The sequence below is a fragment of the Metabacillus sp. KUDC1714 genome (assembly GCF_014217835.1).
GTDB lineage: Bacteria > Bacillota > Bacilli > Bacillales > Bacillaceae > Metabacillus > Metabacillus rhizosphaerae.
Map to the genome: position 1 here is coordinate 520294 of NZ_CP055263.1, position 25473 is coordinate 545766.

The following is a 25473-nucleotide window of genomic DNA, read 5'->3' on the forward strand; positions in this document are numbered from 1 at the left end:
TTGCATCATTTCCTTTTTTTACATTTATTTTATTTCATTCATATATTTAGCTTCAACGCGATATATCCGCTGACCTTTTTCAGAGAATTTCTCTTCGTATTCTGTCATAATATTTCCTTCGAAATCACTATTATGAAGGTCAAGGCTTAAAAATTTCAACTTTAAGCCATATTCTGAAAAGCTTATTAATGAAAATTCAAATAGACCTTGATTATCTGTTTTAAAATGGATTTCTCCACCCTTTACAAGAATTTTCTCATATAGGGCTAAAAAGCTTTTAAACGTTAAACGTCTTTTACTATGACGCGGTTTCGGCCAAGGATCTGAAAAGTTTAAATACACTCGATCGATTTCATTTGCATCAAAGTACTCTGTCAAATCTTTTGCATTAACGTTTAGTAACTTCATATTAGGTAGTTCTAAATCCACAACTTTTTGAAGAGCTGTAACAATGACACTATCAAAAAGCTCAATACCAATATAATTAATTTCAGGATTCTGCACAGACATCCCTGTTAGAAATTGCCCCTTACCTGTACCCACTTCTATATGAATTGGATTGTTATTTCCAAATACTTCGTTCCATTTTCCTTTATATTGTTCAGGGTTTGCGATTGCATATTGTGAATGCTCGGCAATAAAATCACTTGCCCAAGGTTTATGACGTACACGCATGAAGACACCTCAATTGAATTAATTTCGTTCTAAAAGATAACATGAAATAAGCATGCATGCAATACTTATTAAGAAAAGCGCAAGCGCCTTGTTCAGACTAAGGCAGGCATAAGACGCTCAGGAAAAGAAAACGTTCTTTGTCTTCAATTCCTGAGTGGCTTATGACCCCGAGGGGCTAGGCGCTTGCGCTAGACACAAAAAAAACTAAGTAAAAAATTTTATACTTTCTTAACTGCTTAAAAAAAGCTGGATGGATATCAAGTCAAAAAATTTTAAACTTTTCTAATCCTCACAAAAAGACTGACTTTTGCTCTTGTCAGTCTTTATATATATTGACTACTCTATGTATTACTTAAGTATAATTCCGCTTTATTAAAGACAAGTTATATTTATATGATTTATCCCAATCTTTACGTGAAGTAAAACCTCATGGTTCGAGATTCAAGTATGAAAGGATGTGTTTAATTTGCCAATCCAATATCATGATCAGGTAAGTTTATTAAAAGATATCTTATCAGAGCATCAAAGTGAATGCTGTGGAACAGTTGCAGAGTGTGAACAGCTTGAAAGAGTAATTAAATCGTTAATGGCTAACTCAAGCACAGGCCAAAATGTAAAAGGTGTACTCGAGGACATCTATTTCTACAGCCAATCTGGAAAGAATTCAGCTTCTCTCGATCAACATATTGAGTCGCATCAGGACCAATTATCTCAATGGATTCAAGATATTGATACCTTTTCTTAATTTGAGTTCATTTTAATTCGTATCATTTTAATGTGATCTATCCAGTTCTGCTTGTCTTTTTCATTATCTTTTGCATGGTACCATAAAAACGATGTTAATGCCTGCAGTAGCACATACCAGTAAATTCTAGTTTTTAAGCGCTCATTAAGCTCCAAGCCATATGATGAAAGCCACTCTTTCCAGTCTGCTTCATCAATGTACCAATATAAAAGAATTCCAATATCAATAGCAGGGTCTGCAATCATTGCCCCATCCCAATCAATTAAATATAACTGATCGGTTTCTGATAAAAGCCAATTATTATGATTAACATCACAATGACAAACAACTTGTTCGTCACATTGAACATCTGGAAGTTGACGAACTAGTAATTCGATTGCCTGATTTATTTCTGGTTGCTCTAATTTTTCAAAAGCAACTGCTTGCTGTATATCTTCAATTATGGAGTTAGGAGTGAGCGGTTGCTTTCCTAATCGTTTTAACATATCTAATAGTTCTTTAGAGTGATGAATTTTTTGCAAGAGCTCAGCAACATTTGAACCATTCATGTCGATTGGTTTTAACTCACGACCAATCAACCGATGTTGAGCAGTGATTACATCACCATTCTCCATTCTCTTTGTCCAAACTAGCTTTGGAACGATTCCTTCTGCAGAAAGCACAGCTAAAAACGGTGAACTATTGCGCTTTAAAAAAAGCTCCTGTCCATCGCGTTTTGCAAAATAAGCATCACCTGTTGCTCCTCCAGCGGGAGTAATTTTCCACTCACTACCTAATACTTGTTCCAACCAGTTCACCTTCAATTTCAACCCAACATTTCATAAAAGTATTTAGAAAAGCGCAAGCTCGATGTTATTTCGTACTCTTCCTGCTAGAAATCATATTCGGGAATAGTTCGCTTGAGCTAAAGACCAAATCTAGATGTATTATTTACTTCGTCTTCAATAATCTTCATTTTGAAATAAAAAGGATAGCTATTGGTGATTATAGAATAATTGCACAATAGCCATCCTATTAAATTTTATCTCCTTATGATAAGACTAGTCAAGGAAAACTGAAAAACCTAGTTTTTACAGAAAACGTACGTTCCTATTTTATTGATTTTTGCCTCATTTTTTATTGCAATTGGCTCATTCAAATAGATTTTTTCAGGATCCACGACAATTTGCCAATCTCCCTTATTTAAAGAAAGCGTAAATGTTTGATTGAGATGATTATTATGAACAACAAAGATTGTTCCCCAAGGGCCCAGATGCTCCACTTCTTGTAATTGATAGGTAATCAGTTGTGGGAGTTCATCTTTAAAAACAAGATGTTTGTTTATCTGAAGTGAAGATGGAAAACGAAATGCTGCATGAAGCTTTCTTAATTTAATTAACCCTTTTACATATTCAACATTTTCTTTGTAGATCGATCGATTACTCCAGTTTATCCAGTTTATTTCATCGGGAGAGTTATAGCTATTTTCAACACTATTTTTAGTACGGAAAAACTCCTGACCTGCATGAAGGAACGGAACACCTTGCGAAAGAATCACAATGCTCGTTGCTAAACGATGTCTAGCCAGTCTGCTCCCCTCCATCTCAGTTGGACAAAAGGATAGAAAGCGATCCAACATTGTATGATTATCGTGTGATTCAACGTAATTAATGGATTGATGTGGTTCTTTAAACATAGATGGTGAACCACTAATAAGTTGTTTCATCTGTTCATTTTTTTCTAAATTAGCATATACAAATCCACGATCATGTACACTAAACGTACTTCCTTTAATAACGTCGCGAAAATGATCATTAAAGAAGCTAATTGTTGGAATTTTATTTGCATTTGGAATGATCGCTTTCTTTTCAAATGGCAAAGGTGTATCTAAATTCCACCCCTCACCTAATAAGAGCGAATCTGGCTTCAAAGCATAAATTTCGCTTTGTAATGCGAGCATGGTATCTACATCCAGAATCCCCATTAAGTCAAAGCGAAAGCCATCAATATTATATTCATTCATCCAATAGCAAGCACAATCAATAATGAATTTTCTCACCATGTATCGTTCTGAGGCAAGATCATTTCCAACACCGGTTCCATTTGATGGAATCCCATTTCCATCATATCTAAAATAATAACCTGGTACTAGCTTTTCAAAAGACGAATCCTCTTTTGAATATACATGATTATAAACAACATCAAGTATAACTCTTAAGCCTTGTTGGTGAAGTGATTGTACAACATGCTTTAATTCAATTATTCGTTTATACGGATTTGTGGGGTCCATTGAATAGCTTCCTTCAGGAGCAAAAAAATGAAGCGGATTATAGCCCCAATTATAGGAAGCAAGTGGGTTGTTTTCATCCACCTCTTCATAATCATTTACAGGTAAAAGTTCAACATGTGTTACACCAAGCTCAGACATATAGGAGATACCTGTTGAATCACCTTGCTTATTTTTCGTACCCTTCTCTAACCATGCATTGTATTTACCTTTATGGATCATACCGCTATCCTCATGTATAGAAAAATCGCGGATGTGAGCTTCATAAATAATTGCATCTGTCTTCTGTTTAAAAATAGGGAGCTCAACAGTAGGGATAGAGATTTTTTCTTTATCAACAATTACACCATATTCACCATTTATTGAAACTGCTGTCGTATATGGATCTACCGCTTCACGCCACACTAAATTTACGCATGCAAGATAAGTGTAGAAGTATCCCTCAAAGTCACCTTCCAAAACAATTGACCAAGTTCCTTTCTCACATCTAACCATATCATACGTACCGAGTTCAGTTTTATTTTGCTGGTAAAGTCTTATTTTCACCATAATAGCTGTTGGTGCCCACACTTTAAAAACCGTTTTTTCCTTATGATAAATGGCACCAAGATCATTTCCCTCATAAGCAAATAGATGATCAAACTCAACCGAGCGAATGACAGAGCCTATTTGCAAATCCGTTTCAATTCCACGTTCATCAATAATCATATAGGTTTGACCGAATTGTAGGTCACTTGTAAACTGACAAATATATTTCACATGTGACTCAATGTTCACTTTTTGCTTGATAGTAAGCAGTTCGTTTCCGTGATTACTTTTTATATAAAACGCCTTATCCTCTTTTTCCAAATCTTTTGGAACTAGAATAGCGATTTCATTAATCTGATCTAAAAAAGCTTCATATTTCCGATTTATTTTTAGCAATCAAGCCACCCCCATTTGGAAGTCTTTTTATTTCATTTGAAATGATTTTATTTAATAAGGGCAACACGAGATTTTCTTATACTAATTGAAACTGGAGTCTCTCCCACAACATCTCCATCTGCATGGATTATTGAAGGTTTTTTAGAAGTAATTGATATGGATTCACAAGCAATTGTATTTATTACTGCACTTAAATGTTTTTCAGCCATATTGAAAAACATCACCATAAAAAGCTGAAATCGATTGATACTGTGTACAATTGTCATATTTAGTTCCCCATTCGTAGCGTTTGCATTAGTAGTAACCTTAAATTCCCCTTGATAATTAGGTCCATTTGATATGATAATGAACCATACATTATTATACGTAGTAAACTCTCCATTAACGCAAACTTCTAATGAAGAAAGTTGATAATCTAATAATACCTTAAAATAGGCAATGATAAACGTTACAAACTCCATTTTTAGCATGGCCAATAACTTTTTAATTGGAATATTTTCTATTTCCTTTTGAACCTCAGCTTGTAATCCTATTCCTAAATGGTTTATAAAATACTGCCCAATTTTCTTTCCAATTAATCGAAACTCTCCAAGGTCATATTGTGTTACCGGTTTATTGCCCCTTTGTTTTATTAGTCTTATTGCCTTAACTGGATTTGTTGGTAATTGAAACCAGTTATTCCCACTTCCAGCTCTTAAAAGATAAAAAATAATCCATTCATACATTTATACTCCATTATCTATACTAGTTTATGTACGTGAATATATTGTGTTCACTAAAAAGTGCAAGAGCTAAATTCACTATAATTTCATCTCAAAAAGGGACTGACTCCAAAGGTCTTGTCCCTATACTGCAATTAATCATTTGAGGATTCTTCATCCCATTCCTTACGGTAGTAGGAATTTGTTAGGCAGTGAGATAGCAATACTTGCGCTGCTTTTAACTGGGTATGCTTTAATGGTGCAGATGATTTCCTTAGCCGCTGAAACCACTCGTGATATGTACGTTTATCTAAAATTGTTATATCATAAGGAGCATAAGGGTAATCTATATAACCGTTACGGCTTATCATTAGTTTTTTAACGGGAATGTCAACTTCCTGTGCTGAAATTAGTTTTTCGACAACAGTTCCTGTACGATTGAGACTTAATAATGGACTCAGCACTTTTTTTTCGTGATCACCTTTTCTTGCAACCCAGAATTTTTCCTTCGAACCTGTAAAAACTGTTTCATCTAACTGTTCAACAAGTGTTATACAATAGACTTCTGTTGTCCCTATCAGGATTAAATCTAGTTCAACTGGAGCATTTTTCAACTGAAAAACTGGTCTATAAAGTAATAAGTAGTGATCAGGTATACGTTGAACAAAATACTTCAATACCCTATCTCTATACACCGATTTTTCTACCGATGATATTTCCCGAAGAGTTGAGCTTGCCCAACGAACTTGAAAACGAAAAATATAATCCAAAAATAAATGTTTAAGATCGTCAATTGTTTTTGGTATCGTTGTAAATTGAAATTGCAAATCCTCATCAGCAAGTATTGCGTCATTTATAAGTGGTTTTATAACCTGTGGTTCAGGTTCTTCCTTGGAAAATCTACTTTTAAACATTTTTAAAATGGACAGCTTTTCCGTATCATCTTCACGCTGCAGGGTAGGAGATTCACTTACTTTCATTACCGAATGAAACGTATCACTTTCCCATGCTTGTGAAACCTTATCCCATTGTTGCTTTTTTAATCGGATAAACTGACTTGAATAACGGTAAGCATTGAGCTCGTAGCGTGAGATATAATCATAAAGTTTAATTAATTGTGCCAACCGTTTATCAACTCCCTCATTGTTTGTTATGGTTGCTGTAGAAATTCTCTCACCAACATTTTCGTTTCATAGGAAAAATGACAAAATTATTGGACATAGGAAGCTTGTAAAAATAGCGCTTAAGGTCATAGAAATTGAACTAAGTGCACCTTCAACATTTCCAATCTCTAACGCCCTTGCAGTTCCAATTCCGTGCGATGCTGTACCAAAGCCAATTCCTTTTGAAATGGAATGCTTAATATTACAGACTTTCATTAAATACGGTCCAAACATTGCACCTGATATCCCAGCAACCATTACGTAAACAGCCGCAAGTGCAGGTGCTCCACCAACGAACTCGCTTATTTCCATTGCAATTGGTGTAGTAACTGATTTTGGAGCTATTGAAAAAATAAGCTCTTTATTAATTCGACTTATCATTCCTAGAATGATTCCACTTACCATTCCAACAATCGCTCCTACAATAACACTAATGAAAATAGTTAGTGAATTCCTTTTTACTATATCTCGATGATCATATAGTGGAATAGCTAATGCAACTACAGCTGGCCCTAATAACTCATCTAGCCATTTTGCACCACTCATGTAGGTGATATATGACGTATTTGTCACTAATAATAATCCAGCAACTAGTAGGCTGGACGTGAAGATCGGAACGAGTAAGGGGTAGGTATAACGGTTATAAAATTGCTTCATGAGTAAATAAATAACAATTGTTATCCCGATAAATAAGATTGAAAAAAACAGACTCATAAGTGTAGCCCCTTATCCTTATTAGCATCCTCACCTCTTGTTAATAAAACATCACTTATTCGAGCAGAGGTTACCATCACGATGATTGTGCTAACTAATACGATCCCAATCGTAATTAGTCCACTTCCCATAAATAAATCAAGGTAGTCAATGACTCCTACTGTAGCAGGTATAAATAACATTGGTAAATATTTTAAAAGGAGAGAGCTTCCCAAGGTTATCCACTCTCGCTTAATAATTCGAAAATAAAGCGCTCCAAATAATAAGATCATACCAATAATACTTCCTGGAACAGTTAAGTTACAAACCTTTTGAATAAGCACTCCTATAAGATATATCGTCAATAAACATGATATTTGCAGTATGGTTAAAACATATTTCATCATTTATCACCTTTTAAATCAAAAACATCAATTGCTTCATACTTTGGAAATCGATCAAGATGGGTCTGATACAAATGAATCTCCTTGACTATAAAGGTTTGGTGCTCATTATGAATTGCTTCGAGAAACAGTTCCGGTGTAACAAAAGGTTTGTCTGACTTCCAACGTCTTGCAAGTGTGATATGAGGACGGAACGGCTTTGAATCAAGATTAAAACCAATTTCTTGACAAGCATGAAAAACTTGTTTTTGCAAATAAATAAGGGATGAAGAGTCTTCAATTCCAGCCCAAAATATTCTTGGTGTATCTTTTTTACCGAAAACACCAAGCCCCTTTACTGAAAGGCTGAATGGTGGTAAATTGACTATTTTGTCTTTCACAAGTTTCGATAATCTTTTTAACTGATCATCTGCATCAATCTGACCCAAAAAAGCTAAAGTAATATGATAATCTTCTTGATGAACCCAAGATTGGAATGGAAGGTTGCCCTTATTATTAGCTAGCCAGTTATGTATTGCTTTTCTAAGATCGATTTCTATTGGAACTGCAATAAAAAAATGAGTTTGATGTTTCATAAAAATTGCCCCCAGATTTCTTAATGTACAGACGGTTCGATTCATTATTTATTTATTCTATCCCACATTAAAAGAAAAAACATTATTCAGGGTAAGTATTGTTTTAAATTCAATCTTTGTTATATCCTAGTATTGTAATAGGAATATTAATTTTTATATGATAGAATTTTTACAAGCACATCAAAAGGAAGTGACATAATGAAAGTCGTTAACAACATTGCAGACCTTATCGGAAATACTCCATTAGTAAAATTAAATCGAATAACCCCTGAGGATAGCGCAGCGGTTTACTTAAAGCTTGAATTCTTTAATCCAAGTGGAAGTGTAAAGGATCGTGCTGCTTACAATATGATTATTGAAGCTGAAAAGCAAGGTTTATTAAAGCCTAATTCAACCATAATTGAACCTACTAGTGGAAATACTGGAATCGGGATTGCAATGAATGCAGCTGCACGCGGCTATAAAGCAATTCTTGTTATGCCTGATACAATGACACAAGAACGTATTAATTTACTTAAAGCATACGGAGCAGAGGTTGTTCTAACACCTGGTGACGAAAAGATGCCAGGCTCTATTAGAAAAGCAGAGCAGCTAACAAAAGAAATACCAAACGCCTTTATGCCAATGCAGTTTGATAACGAAGCAAATCCTAATGCACATCGTCATACTACGGCAAAAGAAATAATCGAGGCGATGGATGAACTTGGCAAGCCGCTATCTGCTTTTGTTGCTACTGCTGGCACTGGTGGGACGATTACAGGAACAGGGGAAGCATTAAAAGCACATTACAAAGATTTAAGAGTTCACGTTGTTGAACCAGCTGGATCTCCGGTTCTTTCAGGTGGAAAACCAGGCATGCACAAACTTGTCGGGACAAGCCCTGGCTTTATTCCTTCAATTTTAAATCAAAAGGTATATGATGAAATTCTCAAAATTGAGGATGATCAAGCATATGATATTACAAGAAGACTTGCTCGTGAGGAAGGAATATTAGTTGGGCCATCTTCTGGTGCAGCATGTTATGCAGCAATTGAAGTAGCAAAACGTTTAACACCTGAAGATGTAGTCGTTTGTATAATAAGTGATACTGGTGAACGTTATCTATCAAGTGATGTCTTTGCTTTTTAATTTAGACGGAGAGGAAATGTTTCCTCTCCTTTTTACATAGCAGCTTTTTTATTAGTAAGCTTAAACAATAGTAACACCAACAATCCCAATACAGTCATTGCTCCGAAAAACAAATATACGTACATGACTGAAAATCCTTCTAAAATTAACCCTCCTACAAAAGTACAGAACCAGTTCCCTAGCCCATTACCGATAGCTGAATACAACGAAATAGCAGTTGCCCCAACTTTTTTAGGTGCTAAATCTCTGACATATTGTATAGCCGCTGGCATGAACAAACCAAATGAAAGCCCTTGGGCAATAGTAGAAATATAAATGATTGATAAAGGTGGTTCAATAAAGTATAAAAACCAGCGAATAGCAGCTACTACTGTCGCCAAGATTAAGATATTAATCATTCCAAGCTTGTTTATCCAAAGGCTTGCGACTTTCATAAATGGGGCTTCACTACCAGCTGCTAGCAAAAACGCAAGACCAATTCCCGTAAGCCCACCACCTACTTCAGCTATTAATATCCCAAAATAAATATTATTCGCTAACAGTGGTCCTAAAACTAAAAAAGAAATAAATAAAAAGACAAAGTATCTTGGCACATTAATAAGTTCTTTAAGCCCTTTTCTTAAACTAATTTTCATAGATTGATTTTCTTTTGGTAGCTGCCAAGCAAATAAACATGAAACAAGTAAGGCAATGGAAAAAACATAAAAAATAACTGATAAGCTTATCTGGTCTGAAAGCCAACCAACAATTTGGACAGCAAAGGCAAAGCCAACAGCTCCCCACAGGCGAAGCGAACCGTATTGACCTTTTGTTTTTTGAACATAATTTACCGCAATACTATCTGATAACGGAATAACCGCACTTTGCACGATAGCAAGCAAAATTGCCATAACTACAATCCAGTAATAGCTATTTATAAAAGAATAAATGATCCCAAACATCGCAGTTAAAAGGATCGCCGCGGATAATAAGAAGCTTGGCTTTTGTGTTACATCACTTAGGACTCCCCATATCGGTTGTACGACAATCATCACAACTGGGCTAATCGACATAATAATTCCTATTTGGCTACCCGATAGGCCAACAACATCTTTTAAATAGAGGGATAAAAGCGGAAAAAGTGAACCAATCCCAAAAAAAACAAAGAAATAAAACTTTGAAAAATTAAGATTGGTTGCTCTTTGTTCCTGCTGATGTATGACTGTGTATTCCATAATATTCCTTCTTTCCTTAACAAAATACAGACTCTATTTATCACTTTAGAGTTACTGGCAACTGTTTATCCTTTAAAAAGTCTATTTTCGCAAACATTGTTGCTATTTACCAAGTAATGCGGTGTGGTTGATTGCAGAGAGAGATGCTCGCTTTCCGCGGGGCGGGCGGTGCTCCCGCAGGTGTCTCGCAAACCGTTCCAATCAACCTGAATTTGTTTTTGTTTTAAAAGCAATAATCTCTTAGAAAAGAGCCTTAAAAAAAGAGATGACTTCATTTTCAAGAAATGAAGTCATCCTGTTTCAATCTACTATCATCCCTGCCATATTTCATCATTCATTATTTCGCTAATTCATATATAGCTTGTGCATAAATGGCCGTTGCTTTCAAAAGGTCTTCTATAATTATATATTCATCCTTTTGATGAGCAATATCTGGTCTCCCAGGAAACAGTGGACCGAATGCAACACCTGCATTTAACGACCTCGCATAAGTACCACCACCAATTGCAATTAGCTCTGCCTTCTCACCTGTTTGTTCTTTATACACCTTCTGTAAGGTATGAATAAGTAGATGATTCTCATCCACATGGTGTGGTTCAGAGTCATCAAATGCTTGTAAATCAAAACCTGCTAGAGCTGAGAAGCCTTTCTTTATATGATCTGCATCACCAGTAACTGGATAACGAACATTTACTCCTAGCTTCCCATTGGTCTCATTTGTATAAGACATAATGCCAAGATTTACAGTTAATTCACCACTGATCTCATCAGAATATGAAATCTGAAGTTTCTCCCCACGAGTATCCGTTTCAAAAACATCAACGATTGTTTTGATATACTGGCTACCCTTTTTATCTAGTTCAAGCTTATTCAAAAATGCAGCCATTAATATCCCAGCATTTATCCCGTTGTTTGGCTCCATTGCATGTGCTGAGATACCTTCAATCGTTAATTTGATAAGATCCCCTTCGACTTTACTAGTTCCTTTTACATTTGCTTGAGTTATATAATCTGTAAATAATTCGCTTACTGATGTTTGATCACTTTTAATCATGAAAGATGCTTCAGCAAAATCAGGGACCATATTAAACCTTCTCCCAGAATGGAAGGTTTGAAGCACTGCATTACCTTGCTCATTATCATAGGTAGATGTTTGTATTAACGTAGCATCAATTATTCCCTTTTCAGCAAAGATGATCGGAAAATCAGCATCAGGCGCAAAACCCATTAGTGGCATTTTTTCATGCTTAAAATAATGATCAACACAGCGCCATTCACTTTCTTCATCTGTTCCGATAATCATGCGTACATTCTTTGTTAAGGATAGCCCAAGTTCTTTCACAATTTTCATCGCATAAAATGCCGCGATCGTCGGTCCTTTGTCATCCAACGCCCCTCTAGCAAAAATCTTACCATCTCTAATCTCCGCACCATAGGGATCACTCGTCCAACCGTCACCTTCTGGAACAACATCAACATGACAAAGCACACCAACAACATCTTCACTACTCCCCTTTAACTCGATATGTCCTGCATAGCCGTCAAGGTTCTTAATTGTAAAACCCGAAGCATCACCTAACTGCAATAAATGGAGAAATGCATTATTTATCCCTTCACCAAATGGAGCAATCTCAGATTTGGTATCCTCATCTAAAACACTTTTTATTTGCAGAAATGCCTGTGTATCTTTTATGATCTCGTCTTTTCTTTTTTCAACTTCTTCTTTCCAATTCATTATGTAAACCTCCTACTATCATTTATCATCAATTCCTTATATAACATACCAAACACTATCTCAGGATAAAAGTAAACAGCAACAACAAAAGCGCAAACGCCTTGATCAGTCCCGACAAGCTTATGACCTCGAGGGGCTAGGCGCTGGAGCTGGATGTCGTGCGCTTATCCACAGTGCAAGAAACTTCCTAAACTAAAAGATAACTTGGCTCATTTTTATAATTTACTTATTAATGCACATAATATGTTTACATTACTAAAGAAAATCCCCTATAAAGGAAAAGGTAACAAAAAAAAAGAGAAAACTATTGCAAAATAAATTAAAAACGAATATTATTATACATGTTTTGAAAAACGTTCGTAAAAATGACGGGGGTAACTATGTTTAAATTAGCAGAACACAATACAAATGTAAGAACTGAAATAATTGCAGGGCTTACGACCTTCTTAACTATGGTTTATATTGTTGTCGTAAATCCGATTATATTAGCTGACGCAGGAGTGCCATTTGATCAAGTGTTCACTGCAACAATCATTGCAACAATCATCGGTACACTTTGGATGGCACTGTCTGCAAACTATCCAATCGCTATTGCCCCAGGTATGGGTTTAAATGCATATTTTGCTTATTCAGTTGTTGGAGCAAATGAAAATATTACATACATGACAGCTTTTTCTGCTGTATTTGTTGCGGGTATTATTTTTGTCCTTTTATCTTTAACACCATTCCGCAAAAAATTAATTGAAGCTATTCCAAGTAATTTAAAGAGTGGAATTACAGCTGGTATCGGTCTTTTCATTGCCTTTATTGGACTTCGTTTAACTGGAATTATAACTGCTGATCCTAACAACCTAGTTGCATTAGGTGATCTACATTCACCATCTGTTGTTTTAGCATTAGTAGGTCTAGCGGTTACATTAGTCTTAATGAGCTTGAATGTTCATGGTGCATTATTTATCGGGATGGTTATTACTGCACTAATAGCCTTTTTGACAGGACAGCTTGAGTTTAAAGAAGGATTCGTTTCTTTACCTAGTCTGCCTGAAGGTATTCTTATCACAAATCCATTTTCAGCAATTGGTGATGTGATCTCACACGGTTTATATACAGTTGTCTTTTCTTTCTTATTGGTAACAATTTTTGATACAACTGGAACAATGATTGGTGTTGCACAACAAGCTGGATTAATGAGGGGTAATGAGCTACCAAAGGCTCGTACTGCTTTATTGGCTGACTCAGCTGCAACAACAGTTGGAGCAATGTTTGGAACAAGTCCAACAAGTGCTTATATTGAATCTTCAGCAGGAGTAGCTGCAGGAGGAAGAACTGGATTAACAACATTAACCGTATCGATTTTATTCGGATTCACGCTTTTATTCAGTCCACTGATTGGTGCAGTTTCTGGTATTTCAGCAATTACAGCACCAGCACTCATTATAGTTGGAAGCTTGATGATGGGTGCAATTTCCGATATTAACTGGAAAGAACTTGATGAAGCATTTCCTGCATTTCTAGTCGTGATTAGTATGCCCTTAACATCTAGCATCGCTACTGGTATCGCACTTGGATTTATTTCTTATCCTTTAATGAAGATTGCAAAAGGTAAGTGGAAAGAGGTTCATCTTTTTGTTTACATTTTTGCCGTCCTATTTTTCATTCAACTAGCATTTATTGGCGGACATTAAGTAAAGCGCAAGTGCTCGTTCGAGACATCAAAACTAGGACAAGAACTTTAACTTTAGGAAGTTGACTTAGATAGTCAGCTTCCTTATTTTATTGAGTTAATATTCTCTATTAACTTTTCTTTATTTTGATTTTCCTTTTCAAAATAAAGGTGAAAAAGAATATCTTGATTATAATTGCCAAACCCTCTTCCGAATAATGTAACACCACCTACATGCTCACTATCTTCATGAACGGCAATACGGAATGTCCATTGTTTCTCCCTAATCCCTACATCTTCTAATTTAATATCAGATAGTCTATTCCCATCCATATATGTACCATCATTAGCAATTCTAAGCTTCTTCAATAGCCCATATTGATTCACAACACTTGGCCACCATGAAGGAGTATACTTACCACGATTGTCACCATAATCTCCTGGACTTGTCCATGTACCTAAATGAATATTATTTAGATAAAAATCAATATCAGAGGGCCAATTACTATTTGTAAATGGTGCTTCAGATGAAAGTTCAAGAGAAATTTCGAGCTCATTTGGGTGTTGACTTGCTAGCAAGTAATTTGGAATTTTATATTCAATATACCCTTTATAAAACCACAATATTTTAGCATTTACACGGTCAGCATCAAAAAAATATCGAAGGTCATCGAACTCTCCAATGATCTTTTCCGTGGTAGCTAATCCACAAGTTGGTTCAGCATGTAAATCAGTATAATGTCCAACTGAAATTTCAGTTTGGTGAAACTCTTTATGTTCTTCTTGTTTTTTAGGGAAGATAATTTCCATATTTTCTACATACAGGACACATAGCTTTTGTACTCCGCCTTTACCAGGCACTCGATCAGTACGAATGATTCCTGCTTTTTCTAATTTTTTTATATGCATACTCATTATTGCACTACTTAGCCCTAATGCCTCCGCCAATTCTTTCATATTTCTTGGACGCTCAGCTAAAAGTTGAATGATGTTAATTCTTACATTGCTTGCAAGTGCTTCGAAAACTGGCAAGGAATGCTTTGATATATCTAGTTCCATAAGCGCCTCCGATAGTAATGAATTTATTTCTTATGATACACCTGTGATAAAATTAGGACAAGTAAGAACTTAACACAATTTTCCACTTTCTTTTAATGTTTTTCAATTTTAATAGCACAAAATATAATCAATAATTACGATAATTATTGATTCAAAGAATTCGTACAAATAGCACAAGCCCTCTAATCAAAGTCATTAGATGGCTTGTGCTTCACTTTTAGTTATTCTTATTTTAGTATCATTGCTTTGTTAAAATGATTGGTCCCTCTTTCGTAATTGCAATCGTATGCTCATATTGCGCTGAAAGCTTTCCATCTATTGTTCTAGCTGTCCAACCGTTATTATCCATTTTAGATTCCCATGCGCCTAAATTAACCATTGGTTCAATCGTAATGACCATACCTTCCTTTAAACGCTGACCTTTATTTGGTTCACCATAGTGTAAAACAGTAGGTGCTTCATGTATCGTTTTGCCAATACCATGACCCGTAAACTCTCGTACAACTGAAAATCCCGCGCCTTCAACATAGCTCTGAATTGCATGACCAAGATCCCCAAGTCGATTTCCTACGATTGATTGTTCAATCGCTTTGTTTAAGGATTCTTCAGTAACCTGCAATAAACGGGCAGCTTCAGGTGACACATCACCAACAGCGTATGACCATGCTGAATCAGCAAGTGCACCGTTTAAATTCACAACCATATCTATCGTTACGATATCTCCATTTTTCAAAGGACTATTCCTAGGAAACCCATGGCAGATTTCATCATTTATAGACGCACAAGTGGCATATTTATAGCCCTTATATCCTTTTTGCTCTGGTGTTGCTCCATGCGCTTTAAAATAAGCATCAACAAACGAATCTATTTCTAATGTCGTAACACCTGGTTTGATTCTCATTGCGATCTCTTTATGACAATTGGCCAATAATTGACCAGCTTTATGCATTAACTCTATTTCACGTTTACTTTTTAAAATAATCAAACTCTATTCCCTCCGATTACACGTATGTAGCTGAAAACTATATTAATTAGCTTAGCACAACATGAGAAGCTTAACTAAATAAACTACTCAACATCAGATAAAAATCGCTAGTATGGTTGATAAACTAGCAAAAAGAAAAACAATAGAAACTCCAGGATATACAAATCGTTTTTCACACATCTTTTGTGCTTGAAAAATATATTCCCTCTGCAAGTAATCAATGACTAAATATGGGTTTTGTTTTATTATCTCTTTAAATAGTAAGATGACCCACTCTTTAAAGAAGAACCAAAATGCTATAAAAACACACCATTTTAACCATATTGGAGTGACAAAAATTAGCGTAATTGTTACTGAAAGTATTTGGATATAGCTGAAAATATTTGTCTTTTCACGTAGAAATGCTTTAATAAATAGTTCTGTGACACCGTTTTCTGGTGCACGGTTTATAAATATTCTCGTTGAATTTCTCCATAACAACAAAGAACGCTTCTTTAGTTTCTTTTGCTTTGGTAGATAGATATCGGGGTTAATCGCAAACATAAAAGAAATAAGCTTCACTTTATTTCTTTGTTCCTATTCAACATCTGTATAGAAGCTTTTATATTGAGACTGATAGAGTTTTATTTGCCAAATTGCTAAACCAATAAATATGATTGAAACAATCATTAAAACGATGTTACTCAATTGATTTATCAATAAATATGACAAAAAAGCAAATAAAATGAAAACAAAGACATACAAGAAAAACTTCATAATGAAACGGTAATGATAGACTGTCTGCTCATATGTAGTAAGCAAAAGATTTAAACTGAAGAAATATACAATAGCTGCTGAAAATTGTCCTATTTCTAATTCGCTGAAATGATTAGTCATTGGAAATAATAACAAAAACACTACTACCCATTTTATAAATATGCTAAAAGAAGAATATAGTGCACCCATATATCTTATTGACACTGTTTTTTTAGAAAATTGGAGGAGATATAGTTGGTCTGCTTCCTCCATAAATGTCCTTAGCCGTCCTTGCCAGCAAATGAAATAACAACCTAGGAAATAAAGAGAAGGTGGGAATCCTATTAACCAATTTGGAACTGTAAACCACCATGAATGATAGGCAATCCCTACAAAGGCAAGGGACGGAATGAGGAGATAAAGGATGATCGTCCAATCCAAAATTGATAGAATGTTTTTAAATTGGAATCGCCAATCTTGTTTAATAGCCATTTCGAATCCCCCTTTCCTTTTAATACGGGAAATAAAGGAAAAAGATTCATTTCACTTGAAAAAGATTCAAAATATTGTCATACTATTCAGAACAAACATCATATAGTTTTATTAATTGACTTGGTCAACTGGAACTAGAAACAGAAACTAAGTAAAAAGCTTATTATTTGTTACTGTAAGCTAGGCAAAAATGTTAATATTGTGTAAATTTAATCTTTTCTCTGGATGTTATGTGTCGAAATCGTGTAAAATATTGTTGTAACGTTTTACCACATCATTAAATATATGTATGAAGTGACATCTGAAGTTGCAGTCATCGAAAGGTTGTAGTAGGCATTGCCAGTGCGATCAAACGATAAGGAGTGGTTTTTTGAAACCTTCAACAAACCGTATGCTAACCAGAATCAAATCAGTCTACATGTTTATTAATGAGAGGGGAACTGTGACCACACAGCAACTTGTTGACGAATTTGGTATTACACCAAGAACCATACAACGTGATTTAAATGTGTTAGCATATAACGATTTGGTTCACAGCCCAACAAGAGGTAAATGGGCCACTACAAAGAAAAAAGTTAAGATGTCTTCGTAAGAAAAAGTAATCAAAAATTAATATGAATATACATAAAAGGAACCTTCATCATGAAAGGTTCCTCTTTTTTTATTTTATAATTCTATGGGTTGTGCATGTCTTAACAATTCAATCTCATCTTCGGTTAGTTCACGATATTCTCCAATCTTTAGTTCATCCTCATCTAATTTTATTGGTCCCATTGATATTCTTTTCAGGTAGGTAACCTTCTTCCCAACCGACTCAAACATTCGTTTCACTTGATGATATTTACCTTCAGTAATGGTGATATGAATTGTTGATTGATTTCCAGATGTAAGAATTTCCAGATCTGCCGGCTTAGTCACATAGCCGTCGTCTAGCTCAACACCCTTTTTAAACGCTTCTATATCCTCTTCTTTAACACTACCTAAAATCGTAGCATAATACGTTTTTGGTACATGTTTTTTCGGAGATAACAATTGATGTGAAAGCTGACCATCATTCGTTAACAGCAACAATCCCTCTGTATCCTTATCAAGCCGTCCAACAGGAAAAGGCTGACAAACAGCATCCTCCATCTCTAATAAATCAATAACTGTTTCTTGTAATTCATCCTCAGTTGCTGATAAATAACCTGCAGGCTTGTTCATAATCAAATAAACAAATTCCTTATATTCGATTTTTTCACCGTTAACAGTTACATGCTGTTCATCTGGATTCACATGAATTTTTGGATCTTTAATTACTTCCCCATCTGCTTTTACAACACCTGTTTTTAGCATCTTCTTTACATCTTTACGACTTCCATAACCTACATTCGCTAATAATTTATCAATTCTCATTTATAAGAGCACCACTCGATCATTTAATTTTTATAATAAAAGCGGAAAATACCGAACCTAAAATGCATTTCATACTTTCATTAAAAAAACTCGGCAATTTTACCGAGCTTTTCTTATTTTTACCTGTTTTTAACCATTCGCACGGCTTCTCGGTAAAAATCGCTTTAATCGATCTCCTAAAATTTTTTCCAAGAGATGAGATCGATAGGCTAAATATAAATAAACGACTCCTCCGACTATAACTGCAACGACAGCTACAATAACTGATTGCATTCTTCCATCCTCATAATTAATAAAAATACCTAAGATTGATTGAATGACAGAAACGGCTAATCCCATAAATGTACAAAGCATGGTCATTAATACTGTTCGTTTAAATAATAATTTAAACGAATAACCTGAATGACGTTTAATCATTGCAAAGCCATATATTAATGAAATTGAATAACCCGCTGCAGTAGCAAGTATTGATCCAACACCTTGATATAATTGAATCAGTGGAGTGTTTAAAACTAGCTTGGCGATAATACCAATGACTAGACTAATTACTGCAAGCTTTTGTTTATTTATCCCTTGAAGTATCGCAGCATTGACCGTAAAGAGCGAAAACAATAGAGCAACCGGTGCATACCACATTAGTATGTTTTTTCCGATTTCCTCATATTCACCATAATAAAAAATGTTATACGCTGGTCCAGCTAGTACTGACATCCCTACAACAGCAGGCAATGTTAATAACATAATTATTTGTAATGTTTGATCGATTTGCTTATGTAGCAGTGCTCGATTATTACTTGTAAATGATTCTGTGACTGAAGGAATAAGAGTTAAACCAAAAGCAGTTGCTAATGAAACTGGAATCATCACGAGTTTTGGAACGTAAAGTAACAGAATTCCATACATAGCAATTGCAATATCTTTATCGTATCCCGCTTCAATCATTGCCCCATTAAATGTGTTAGTATCAATATAGTTATATATAGGAATCGCTAAGCCAACAAATACAAATGGTCCTGCATAGCGAAATACTTCTTTAAACATTAATCCTAGAGGCATGGATTTTGTTTCCACTTTATTTTCTTGCAAAGCTTGTAGCGTATGCTTACGCCTTATCCAATAGACCAATAAAACAAGCAAACCGCCTATTGCCCCAACAAATGCTGCAAACGTTGCATAACCAACTGCTAAAACTAACCCGCCATTAAATACATTCATAATGAGATAAGTAGCTGCAAGTAAAAAAACAATCCTGACAAGCTGTTCTATTACTTGAGAAACAGCTGTTGGCCCCATTGATTGATGTCCTTGAAAAAAGCCACGGATTAAACTCATTAATGGCACAACAATGAGCGCTAAACTGACCATTCTGATGACTAATATAGCGTCTTCAACAGTAAAACTGCTATAATTCTTACCAGCAAGTGCACTTTTAGCTAGCATCGGTGCAAGCATATATAGAAGGGAGAATGCTAGTAACCCTGTCACAAGCATAACAGCCAATCCAGCTTTAAACATCCGCCTACTTGTTTCATAATCGCCGATTGCATTATATTTCGAAACAAACTTAGAAACTGCAGCTGGAAATCCAGCCGTTGCAATACTTAAAAATATTGTATATTGAGCATAACCAGTTTGGAACAAGGCTCCTCCATCAGTTCCAACCATAGCTGCAAAAGGAATGAGATAGATCATACCTAATATTCTCGAAAGATATGTACCTAACGTTAAAACAAACGTACCTCTTAACAAATTATTCGACATATTTCTGACTCACCATACTTCTCTATGAAGATTCAACTTTTCTATTTTACCACAATCCTACGCTTATACCACATGTTTGTATTCAGAAAAACGGTAGCTTACATGTTAGGATACACACTGGAGCTAGACAAAAATTAATTCCTAATAGAGTATTAAAACCAAAATTGTTTTTTGCTTTTTAACATCTTTAGCTATAATATGAGGAGCAGACCAAGATATAAATGAAGGTTGTGAAAAACATAATGAAATATGATGTGTTAGTAATCGGTGGGGGGCCCTCAGGTTTAATGGCAGCTATTGCAGCTGGCCAGCAAGGTGCTCGCGTTCTCCTAGTAGACAAAGGGAATAAATTAGGAAGAAAACTTGCTATTTCAGGTGGAGGTCGTTGTAATGTAACGAACCGCTTGCCCATTGACGAAATTATAAAACATATTCCAGGTAACGGAAGATTTTTATATAGTGCGTTCTCAGAATTTAATAATGAAGATATAATTTCTTTTTTTGAAAAACTCGGAATTAAGCTCAAGGAAGAAGATCACGGACGCATGTTCCCAGTTACTGATAAAGCACAAACAGTTGTCGATGCCCTTCTTAGTGAATTAAACCGTTTGAACGTTGAAATTCGGACAAATGAACCTGTAAAGAATGTTTTTTATGATGAGGAAAAGGTACAAAGTGTACAACTTGTAAACGGTGAAATGATTTCGACTAATGCAGTTGTTCTCGCTGTAGGCGGAAAAAGTGTACCCCACACTGGAAGCACCGGGGATGGCTATGCATGGGCTGAAAAAGCGGGTCATACAATAACCGAACTATTTCCAACAGAGGTACCTATTACGTCTAATGAGACATTTATTCAGGAAAAAACACTTCAAGGGCTTTCTTTACGAGATGTTGCCTTAAGTGTATTGAACCCGAAAGGAAAACAAATTATCACCCACAAAATGGACATGCTCTTCACTCATTTTGGTATTTCTGGACCAGCTGTTTTAAGATGTAGTCAATATGTTGTAAAAGCAATGAAAAAGTTTAAAACAAATGCAATTCCTGTGAGCATTGATGCAATTCCTGATACTAATGAAGAGCAGCTATTTCAATCAATCGTTAAGGATTTAAAGTATGATGCCAAAAAAGCAATCAAAAATGTCTTAAAGGGACTTTTACCTGAAAGGTATTTATTATTTTTATTGGAGAAAAATGATATTGATCCGCTTCTGACATATGATAATCTCTCAAATGAAAAGCTTCGTTCATTCGTACGAGATTGCAAACAGTTTCAATTTAACGTACATGGTACTCTATCAATTGAGAAGGCATTTGTAACAGGCGGAGGAGTTTCTGTAAAGGAAATACACCCTCGAGAGATGTCTTCGAAATATAAAAATGGACTTTACTTCTGTGGTGAAATTTTAGATATACATGGATACACAGGTGGCTATAATATCACTTCAGCTCTCGTTACCGGGCGACTTGCGGGGAAAAATGCTGCAATGTATTCTAGAGCTAAGAACTAAAAAAATATACTTCCTTTCATCTGCGCTAAGTTACACTTGGCGCTTTTTTAATTCTCAACTTTAATTAAAACACGTATTTTTTTAATAGATACTTATAAAAACTAGTTCTAATTCTAGCAACTTTTTAATAAAGTTTACTAACTTAGTTAAAGGGTGTGAGTGCATGTTAAAAGTAGCTGTATTTGATGAAGAGCACGAAAAGGATTTAGAGGAAGAAATAAATGATTTTTTAGCTAGGCTTAACGATAATCATGTTAGAGATATTAAATATAGTGTGTCAATTACAACCGATGAGGAAGGAGAACAGATTTATTGTTATTCTGCGCTCATTATGTATCATGTTTAGATAAAAATGCAAGAATTGCTCTTGAAGTATTTTATAGAGTATGCTTGTTGGACAGGCATACTCTTTTTATGTAGGTTAAGCTAATTCACTTTTAGGCTTAGTCTCACCTTTATATTCAAGCATACCACCAGTCATATTAACTACGTTATATCCTCGCTCTTGTAAATATGCACATACATTACCACTGCGACCGCCTGAACGACAAATAAAAAATGTCTCTTTTTCTTTATCAATTGCATCTAGTTGATTAGGAATATCATTCATTCGAATATGTCGGGCTTGTGGAATCATTCCTGCTTCTACTTCATCATCTTCACGAACATCTATTAACTCTATCTTTTCACCGTTTTCTAGCTTTTGTTGAATTTCTTCAGGAGAAATTTCTTTCATTTCGTACACCCTTTCAAATTTGATACCTGCATTATATCAAATAAAATGTGTGGGGTTCCAGTTTTAGGATGAGGTAGTTAGAAATGAATTGTGTTTCTATCATTGTGATTTCAGCTGAGAAAAGAACTAATTCTCATTGATTAGAAGTTCTCCACCGTTTTTTAAAAATTCCCAACTACATAAAAAGACCCGTAAGTATTAAACATACTTACGAGTCGGCTTTCATCATTTTATTAATTTGCAACAATATTAACAAGCTTTCCAGGGACAGCAATTACCTTGCGAATCGTTTTCCCTTCAACATGCTCATTTACTCGATCATCTTCAAGTGCTATTTTTTCGAGCTGATCTTTTGTAACTTCCTTTGCAACAAGCAGTTTTGCACGGACTTTCCCGTTGACTTGAACGACAATTTCAACTTCGTTTTCTACAAGCTTTGCTTCATCAAAAGCAGGCCATGAAACGTAAGTTATAGTTGTGCTGTGACCAAGCTTGCTCCATAGCTCCTCAGCTAGATGAGGGGCTATTGGGGATACTAATTTCACAAAGCCTTCGACATACTCTTTAGGAAGAACAGTCGCTTTATAGGCCTCATTGATGAAAACCATTAGTTGTGAGATTGCTGTGTTAAAGCGTAAGCCTTCAAGATCCTCAGTTACCTTTTTCACTGTTTGGTGGTAAACACGCTCAAGTGTTTCACTTGTTTCATCAACAACCTTAGGACTTAATTCACCATTGTCTTCGATGAATAGACGCCAAATACGATCTAAGAAGCGTCTTGCTCCATCAAGGCCAGTTGTAGACCATGCAATTGATGCTTCTAAAGGTCCCATGAACATTTCATATAGTCGAAGAGTATCAGCACCATGTGATTCAACTATTTCATCTGGGTTTACAACATTTCCTTTAGATTTACTCATTTTTTCATTATTTTCACCAAGAATCATACCTTGATTAAATAATTTTTGGAAAGGTTCCTTCGTCGGCACCACACCAATATCATATAAAAACTTATGCCAGAAACGAGCATATAGCAAGTGAAGTACTGCGTGCTCTGCTCCACCGATATAAATATCAACAGGTAGCCATTGCTTTAACTTGGCATCATCTGCAAGTGCTTCACTGTTTTTAGGATCGATGTAACGTAAGTAGTACCAGCAGCTTCCTGCCCATTGTGGCATAGTATTTGTTTCACGACGACCTTTTTTCCCTGTTACAGGGTCAACTACATGAACGAAATCTTCAATGATTGCAAGAGGTGATTCACCTGTTCCTGATGGTTTAATTTCTGTCGTTTTTGGAAGAACAAGCGGAAGCTCTTCTTCAGGCACTGCAGACATTGTCCCATCTTCCCAATGGATAATTGGAATTGGCTCTCCCCAATAACGTTGACGGCTAAATAACCAGTCACGCAAACGGTACGTAACCTTTTTCTCGCCTTTTTTATTTTCTTCAAGCCAAGCAATCATCTTTTCAATCGCTTCTTGCTTACCAAGTCCATTTAAGAAATCAGAGTTAACATGCTCTCCGTCACCAGTGTAAGCTTCTTTCGTCACATCTCCACCGCTAACAACTTCTTTAATTGACAGCGCAAATTTTTGAGCAAATTCATAGTCACGTTCATCGTGAGCAGGTACCGCCATGATTGCACCTGTTCCATATGTGGCAAGAACATAATCAGCAATCCAAATTGGCATTTTCTCACCATTAACCGGATTGATCGCATAAGCTCCTGTGAACACACCTGTTTTTTCTTTTGAAAGTTCAGTCCGCTCAAGATCGCTCTTATGTTTAATTTCATTAATATATGCTTCAACTGCATCTTTTTGTTCCGCCGTTGTGATTTTTTCAATAACGGAATGCTCTGGTGCTAATACAGCATAAGTCGCACCAAATAATGTATCGGGTCGAGTAGTGAATACCGTGAAGTTTTCATCATAACCATCAATGTCAAAGGTTACATGTGCGCCTTCAGAGCGTCCAATCCAATTACGTTGCATATCTTTAATACTCTCAGGCCAATCAACATCTTCAAGATCTTCAAGAAGACGATCAGCATATGCTGTTATTCTAAGCATCCACTGCTTCATCGGACGACGTTCAACAGGATGGCCGCCACGCTCACTTTTTCCATCTATAACTTCTTCATTTGCCAAAACGGTTCCTAATGCAGGACACCAATTTACTGGCACTTCATCTACATACGCTAAGCCTTTTTTGAATAGTTGTAAAAAGATCCATTGTGTCCATTTGTAATACTCAGGATCTGTAGTGTTTACCTCGCGATCCCAATCATACGAAAATCCAAGTGCTTGAATTTGTCTTCTAAAGTTATCAATATTTTGTTTCGTAAATTCCGCTGGGTCGTTACCAGTATCAAGGGCATATTGCTCAGCTGGTAATCCAAATGCATCCCATCCCATTGGGTGAAGAACATTAAATCCTTGCATTCGTTTCATTCGCGATAAAATATCTGTTGCCGTGTATCCTTCTGGATGTCCTACGTGTAAACCAGCACCTGAAGGATACGGGAACATGTCAAGCGCATAAAACTTCGGCTTCTCCGTATCCTCTGTAGTTTTAAACGTTTTATTATGTAACCAAAAATCTTGCCATTTTTTTTCAATCTGTTGATGATTGAAGCTCATATGTTTTCCTCCTTAAAAGCTAGATCAATGTTTGTTTATACAATTAACCAGTTGAACGGATCAAAGTAAGTTCCACTTATCTCATACTTATCAATTTGAAAAGGGTTATTCTGTTAGATAAAAATGAAAAAAACCCCACATCCCAAACAGGGACGAGAGGTTTAATTCCCGTGGTACCACCCAACTTTGGCATAGCGATATGCCCACTTTGACATCCGTAACGTGGATAGACGACAAATATTACTTTCCCAAATAAGGCTTT

At 35.7% G+C, this 25473-nt stretch carries 22 protein-coding genes, 1 pseudogene and 1 other annotated feature (1 of these 24 only partly in view); of the genes and pseudogenes, 6 read left to right on the forward strand and 17 right to left on the reverse strand.

Translation table 11 applies throughout. The features are described from left to right. Positions 1 to 24: 24 nt before the first annotated feature. Positions 25 to 675: a tRNA (guanosine(46)-N7)-methyltransferase TrmB gene (gene trmB, locus HUW50_RS02545; RefSeq protein ID WP_066326550.1), complete on the reverse strand. Its 651-nt coding sequence runs from the start codon at positions 673 to 675 to the stop codon at positions 25 to 27. Positions 676 to 1141: 466 nt separating this feature from the next. On the opposite strand from trmB, the gene HUW50_RS02550 reads away from it, so the two are divergent. Then, positions 1142 to 1420 carry a YtzH-like family protein gene (locus HUW50_RS02550; RefSeq protein ID WP_066326547.1) on the forward strand — a complete coding sequence of 93 codons (279 nt, stop codon included), beginning with the start codon at positions 1142 to 1144 and terminating at the stop codon, positions 1418 to 1420. Here HUW50_RS02550 and HUW50_RS02555 read toward each other — a convergent pair. From HUW50_RS02555 to thpR, 7 genes are all read right to left on the reverse strand, one after another. Then, positions 1417 to 2217, reverse strand: a complete 801-nt coding sequence (locus HUW50_RS02555) for a phosphotransferase family protein (protein ID WP_185653667.1) — start codon at positions 2215 to 2217, stop codon at positions 1417 to 1419. The two genes, HUW50_RS02550 and HUW50_RS02555, sit on opposite strands and share 4 nt — an antisense overlap. A 266-nt stretch (positions 2218 to 2483) precedes the next feature. Then, positions 2484 to 4610 carry a type I pullulanase gene (gene pulA / locus HUW50_RS02560; RefSeq protein WP_066326544.1) on the reverse strand — a complete coding sequence of 709 codons (2127 nt, stop codon included), beginning with the start codon at positions 4608 to 4610 and terminating at the stop codon, positions 2484 to 2486. Positions 4611 to 4657: 47 nt separating this feature from the next. After that, a complete protein-coding gene (locus HUW50_RS02565; RefSeq protein WP_066326535.1) occupies positions 4658 to 5335 on the reverse strand; it encodes a diacylglycerol/lipid kinase family protein in 678 nt (225 codons plus the stop codon). Positions 5336 to 5466: 131 nt separating this feature from the next. Further along, the gene (locus HUW50_RS02570) at positions 5467 to 6435 is read right to left on the reverse strand and encodes an NERD domain-containing protein (RefSeq protein ID WP_066326533.1); all 969 of its coding nucleotides are present in this window, start codon (positions 6433 to 6435) and stop codon (positions 5467 to 5469) included. Positions 6436 to 6501: 66 nt separating this feature from the next. Further along, complete coding sequence (locus HUW50_RS02575) at positions 6502 to 7188, reverse strand: LrgB family protein (protein WP_066326531.1); 687 nt, start codon at positions 7186 to 7188, stop codon at positions 6502 to 6504. Beyond that, complete coding sequence (locus HUW50_RS02580; RefSeq protein WP_260445647.1) at positions 7185 to 7574, reverse strand: CidA/LrgA family protein; 390 nt, start codon at positions 7572 to 7574, stop codon at positions 7185 to 7187. The genes HUW50_RS02575 and HUW50_RS02580 overlap by 4 nt, the downstream gene beginning before the upstream one ends. Continuing rightward, a complete protein-coding gene (gene thpR, locus HUW50_RS02585; RefSeq protein WP_066326523.1) occupies positions 7571 to 8146 on the reverse strand; it encodes an RNA 2',3'-cyclic phosphodiesterase in 576 nt (191 codons plus the stop codon). Before thpR ends, HUW50_RS02580 begins: the two co-directional genes overlap by 4 nt. Positions 8147 to 8344: 198 nt before the next feature. Between thpR and cysK the strand changes: the two genes are divergently transcribed. Beyond that, a complete protein-coding gene (cysK, locus tag HUW50_RS02590; protein ID WP_066326520.1) occupies positions 8345 to 9274 on the forward strand; it encodes a cysteine synthase A in 930 nt (309 codons plus the stop codon). Between the two features lie 32 nt (positions 9275 to 9306). On the opposite strand, the gene HUW50_RS02595 is transcribed toward cysK, so the two are convergent. Beyond that, positions 9307 to 10488, reverse strand: a complete 1182-nt coding sequence (locus tag HUW50_RS02595; RefSeq protein WP_066326518.1) for an MFS transporter — start codon at positions 10486 to 10488, stop codon at positions 9307 to 9309. 337 nt (positions 10489 to 10825) lie between these two features. Next, on the reverse strand, positions 10826 to 12223 hold the full coding sequence (pepV, locus tag HUW50_RS02600) for a dipeptidase PepV (RefSeq protein ID WP_066326511.1): 1398 nt from the start codon (positions 12221 to 12223) through the stop codon (positions 10826 to 10828). 380 nt (positions 12224 to 12603) lie between these two features. On the opposite strand from pepV, the gene HUW50_RS02605 reads away from it, so the two are divergent. Then, positions 12604 to 13908 (forward strand): NCS2 family permease, encoded by a 1305-nt coding sequence (locus HUW50_RS02605; protein ID WP_066326508.1) that lies wholly within the window; start codon positions 12604 to 12606, stop codon positions 13906 to 13908. An 83-nt stretch (positions 13909 to 13991) separates the two neighbouring features. Here HUW50_RS02605 and HUW50_RS02610 read toward each other — a convergent pair whose 3' ends face one another. The 3 genes and pseudogenes from HUW50_RS02610 to HUW50_RS26930 form a co-directional block, all read right to left on the reverse strand. Next, a complete protein-coding gene (locus HUW50_RS02610) occupies positions 13992 to 14945 on the reverse strand; it encodes an ArsR/SmtB family transcription factor (protein ID WP_066326500.1) in 954 nt (317 codons plus the stop codon). 238 nt (positions 14946 to 15183) lie between these two features. Then, positions 15184 to 15930: a type I methionyl aminopeptidase gene (gene map / locus HUW50_RS02615; protein WP_066326497.1), complete on the reverse strand. Its 747-nt coding sequence runs from the start codon at positions 15928 to 15930 to the stop codon at positions 15184 to 15186. Positions 15931 to 16023: 93 nt separating this feature from the next. Beyond that, a pseudogene (locus tag HUW50_RS26930) lies at positions 16024 to 17157 on the reverse strand (ABC transporter permease). Positions 17158 to 17527: 370 nt separating this feature from the next. Between HUW50_RS26930 and HUW50_RS02630 the strand changes: the two are divergent. Further along, entirely contained in the window at positions 17528 to 17749 is a 222-nt protein-coding gene (locus HUW50_RS02630) for a DeoR family transcriptional regulator (RefSeq protein WP_046590011.1), read from the forward strand. A 74-nt stretch (positions 17750 to 17823) separates the two neighbouring features. On the opposite strand, the gene HUW50_RS02635 is transcribed toward HUW50_RS02630, so the two are convergent. Both HUW50_RS02635 and HUW50_RS02640 read right to left on the reverse strand, forming a co-directional pair. Then, positions 17824 to 18552 (reverse strand): pseudouridine synthase, encoded by a 729-nt coding sequence (locus HUW50_RS02635; RefSeq protein WP_066326478.1) that lies wholly within the window; start codon positions 18550 to 18552, stop codon positions 17824 to 17826. Between the two features lie 129 nt (positions 18553 to 18681). Continuing rightward, on the reverse strand, positions 18682 to 20313 hold the full coding sequence (locus HUW50_RS02640) for a putative polysaccharide biosynthesis protein (protein WP_066326474.1): 1632 nt from the start codon (positions 20311 to 20313) through the stop codon (positions 18682 to 18684). A gap of 242 nt (positions 20314 to 20555) precedes the next feature. On the opposite strand from HUW50_RS02640, the gene HUW50_RS02645 reads away from it, so the two are divergent. Both HUW50_RS02645 and HUW50_RS02650 read left to right on the forward strand, forming a co-directional pair. Further along, positions 20556 to 21827 (forward strand): BaiN/RdsA family NAD(P)/FAD-dependent oxidoreductase, encoded by a 1272-nt coding sequence (locus HUW50_RS02645; RefSeq protein WP_066326917.1) that lies wholly within the window; start codon positions 20556 to 20558, stop codon positions 21825 to 21827. Between the two features lie 163 nt (positions 21828 to 21990). Further along, complete coding sequence (locus HUW50_RS02650) at positions 21991 to 22173, forward strand: sporulation protein Cse60 (protein ID WP_066326471.1); 183 nt, start codon at positions 21991 to 21993, stop codon at positions 22171 to 22173. Positions 22174 to 22248: 75 nt separating this feature from the next. On the opposite strand, the gene HUW50_RS02655 is transcribed toward HUW50_RS02650, so the two are convergent. Continuing rightward, positions 22249 to 22563 (reverse strand): rhodanese-like domain-containing protein, encoded by a 315-nt coding sequence (locus HUW50_RS02655; RefSeq protein WP_396652582.1) that lies wholly within the window; start codon positions 22561 to 22563, stop codon positions 22249 to 22251. Positions 22564 to 22796: 233 nt separating this feature from the next. Continuing rightward, positions 22797 to 25211: a leucine--tRNA ligase gene (leuS, locus tag HUW50_RS02660; protein WP_066326468.1), complete on the reverse strand. Its 2415-nt coding sequence runs from the start codon at positions 25209 to 25211 to the stop codon at positions 22797 to 22799. Between the two features lie 145 nt (positions 25212 to 25356). Next, positions 25357 to 25473, reverse strand: a binding site (T-box leader); it runs 111 nt beyond the window's last position.

What these genes read in the sequence shown, in the direction of transcription:
- trmB (WP_066326550.1), bottom strand. Translation starts at nt 675, where the DNA reads ATGCGTGTACGTCATAAACCTTGGGCAAGTGATTTTATTGCCGAGCAT.
- HUW50_RS02565 (WP_066326535.1), bottom strand. Translation starts at nt 5,335, where the DNA reads ATGTATGAATGGATTATTTTTTATCTTTTAAGAGCTGGAAGTGGGAAT.
- HUW50_RS02575 (WP_066326531.1), bottom strand. Translation starts at nt 7,188, where the DNA reads ATGAGTCTGTTTTTTTCAATCTTATTTATCGGGATAACAATTGTTATT.
- HUW50_RS02580 (WP_260445647.1), bottom strand. Translation starts at nt 7,574, where the DNA reads ATGATGAAATATGTTTTAACCATACTGCAAATATCATGTTTATTGACG.
- thpR (WP_066326523.1), bottom strand. Translation starts at nt 8,146, where the DNA reads ATGAAACATCAAACTCATTTTTTTATTGCAGTTCCAATAGAAATCGAT.
- cysK (WP_066326520.1), top strand. Translation starts at nt 8,345, where the DNA reads ATGAAAGTCGTTAACAACATTGCAGACCTTATCGGAAATACTCCATTA.
- HUW50_RS02595 (WP_066326518.1), bottom strand. Translation starts at nt 10,488, where the DNA reads ATGGAATACACAGTCATACATCAGCAGGAACAAAGAGCAACCAATCTT.
- pepV (WP_066326511.1), bottom strand. Translation starts at nt 12,223, where the DNA reads ATGAATTGGAAAGAAGAAGTTGAAAAAAGAAAAGACGAGATCATAAAA.
- HUW50_RS02605 (WP_066326508.1), top strand. Translation starts at nt 12,604, where the DNA reads ATGTTTAAATTAGCAGAACACAATACAAATGTAAGAACTGAAATAATT.
- HUW50_RS02610 (WP_066326500.1), bottom strand. Translation starts at nt 14,945, where the DNA reads ATGGAACTAGATATATCAAAGCATTCCTTGCCAGTTTTCGAAGCACTT.
- HUW50_RS02635 (WP_066326478.1), bottom strand. Translation starts at nt 18,552, where the DNA reads ATGAGAATTGATAAATTATTAGCGAATGTAGGTTATGGAAGTCGTAAA.
- HUW50_RS02640 (WP_066326474.1), bottom strand. Translation starts at nt 20,313, where the DNA reads ATGTCGAATAATTTGTTAAGAGGTACGTTTGTTTTAACGTTAGGTACA.
- HUW50_RS02645 (WP_066326917.1), top strand. Translation starts at nt 20,556, where the DNA reads ATGAAATATGATGTGTTAGTAATCGGTGGGGGGCCCTCAGGTTTAATG.
- HUW50_RS02650 (WP_066326471.1), top strand. Translation starts at nt 21,991, where the DNA reads ATGTTAAAAGTAGCTGTATTTGATGAAGAGCACGAAAAGGATTTAGAG.
- HUW50_RS02655 (WP_396652582.1), bottom strand. Translation starts at nt 22,563, where the DNA reads ATGAAAGAAATTTCTCCTGAAGAAATTCAACAAAAGCTAGAAAACGGT.
- leuS (WP_066326468.1), bottom strand. Translation starts at nt 25,211, where the DNA reads ATGAGCTTCAATCATCAACAGATTGAAAAAAAATGGCAAGATTTTTGG.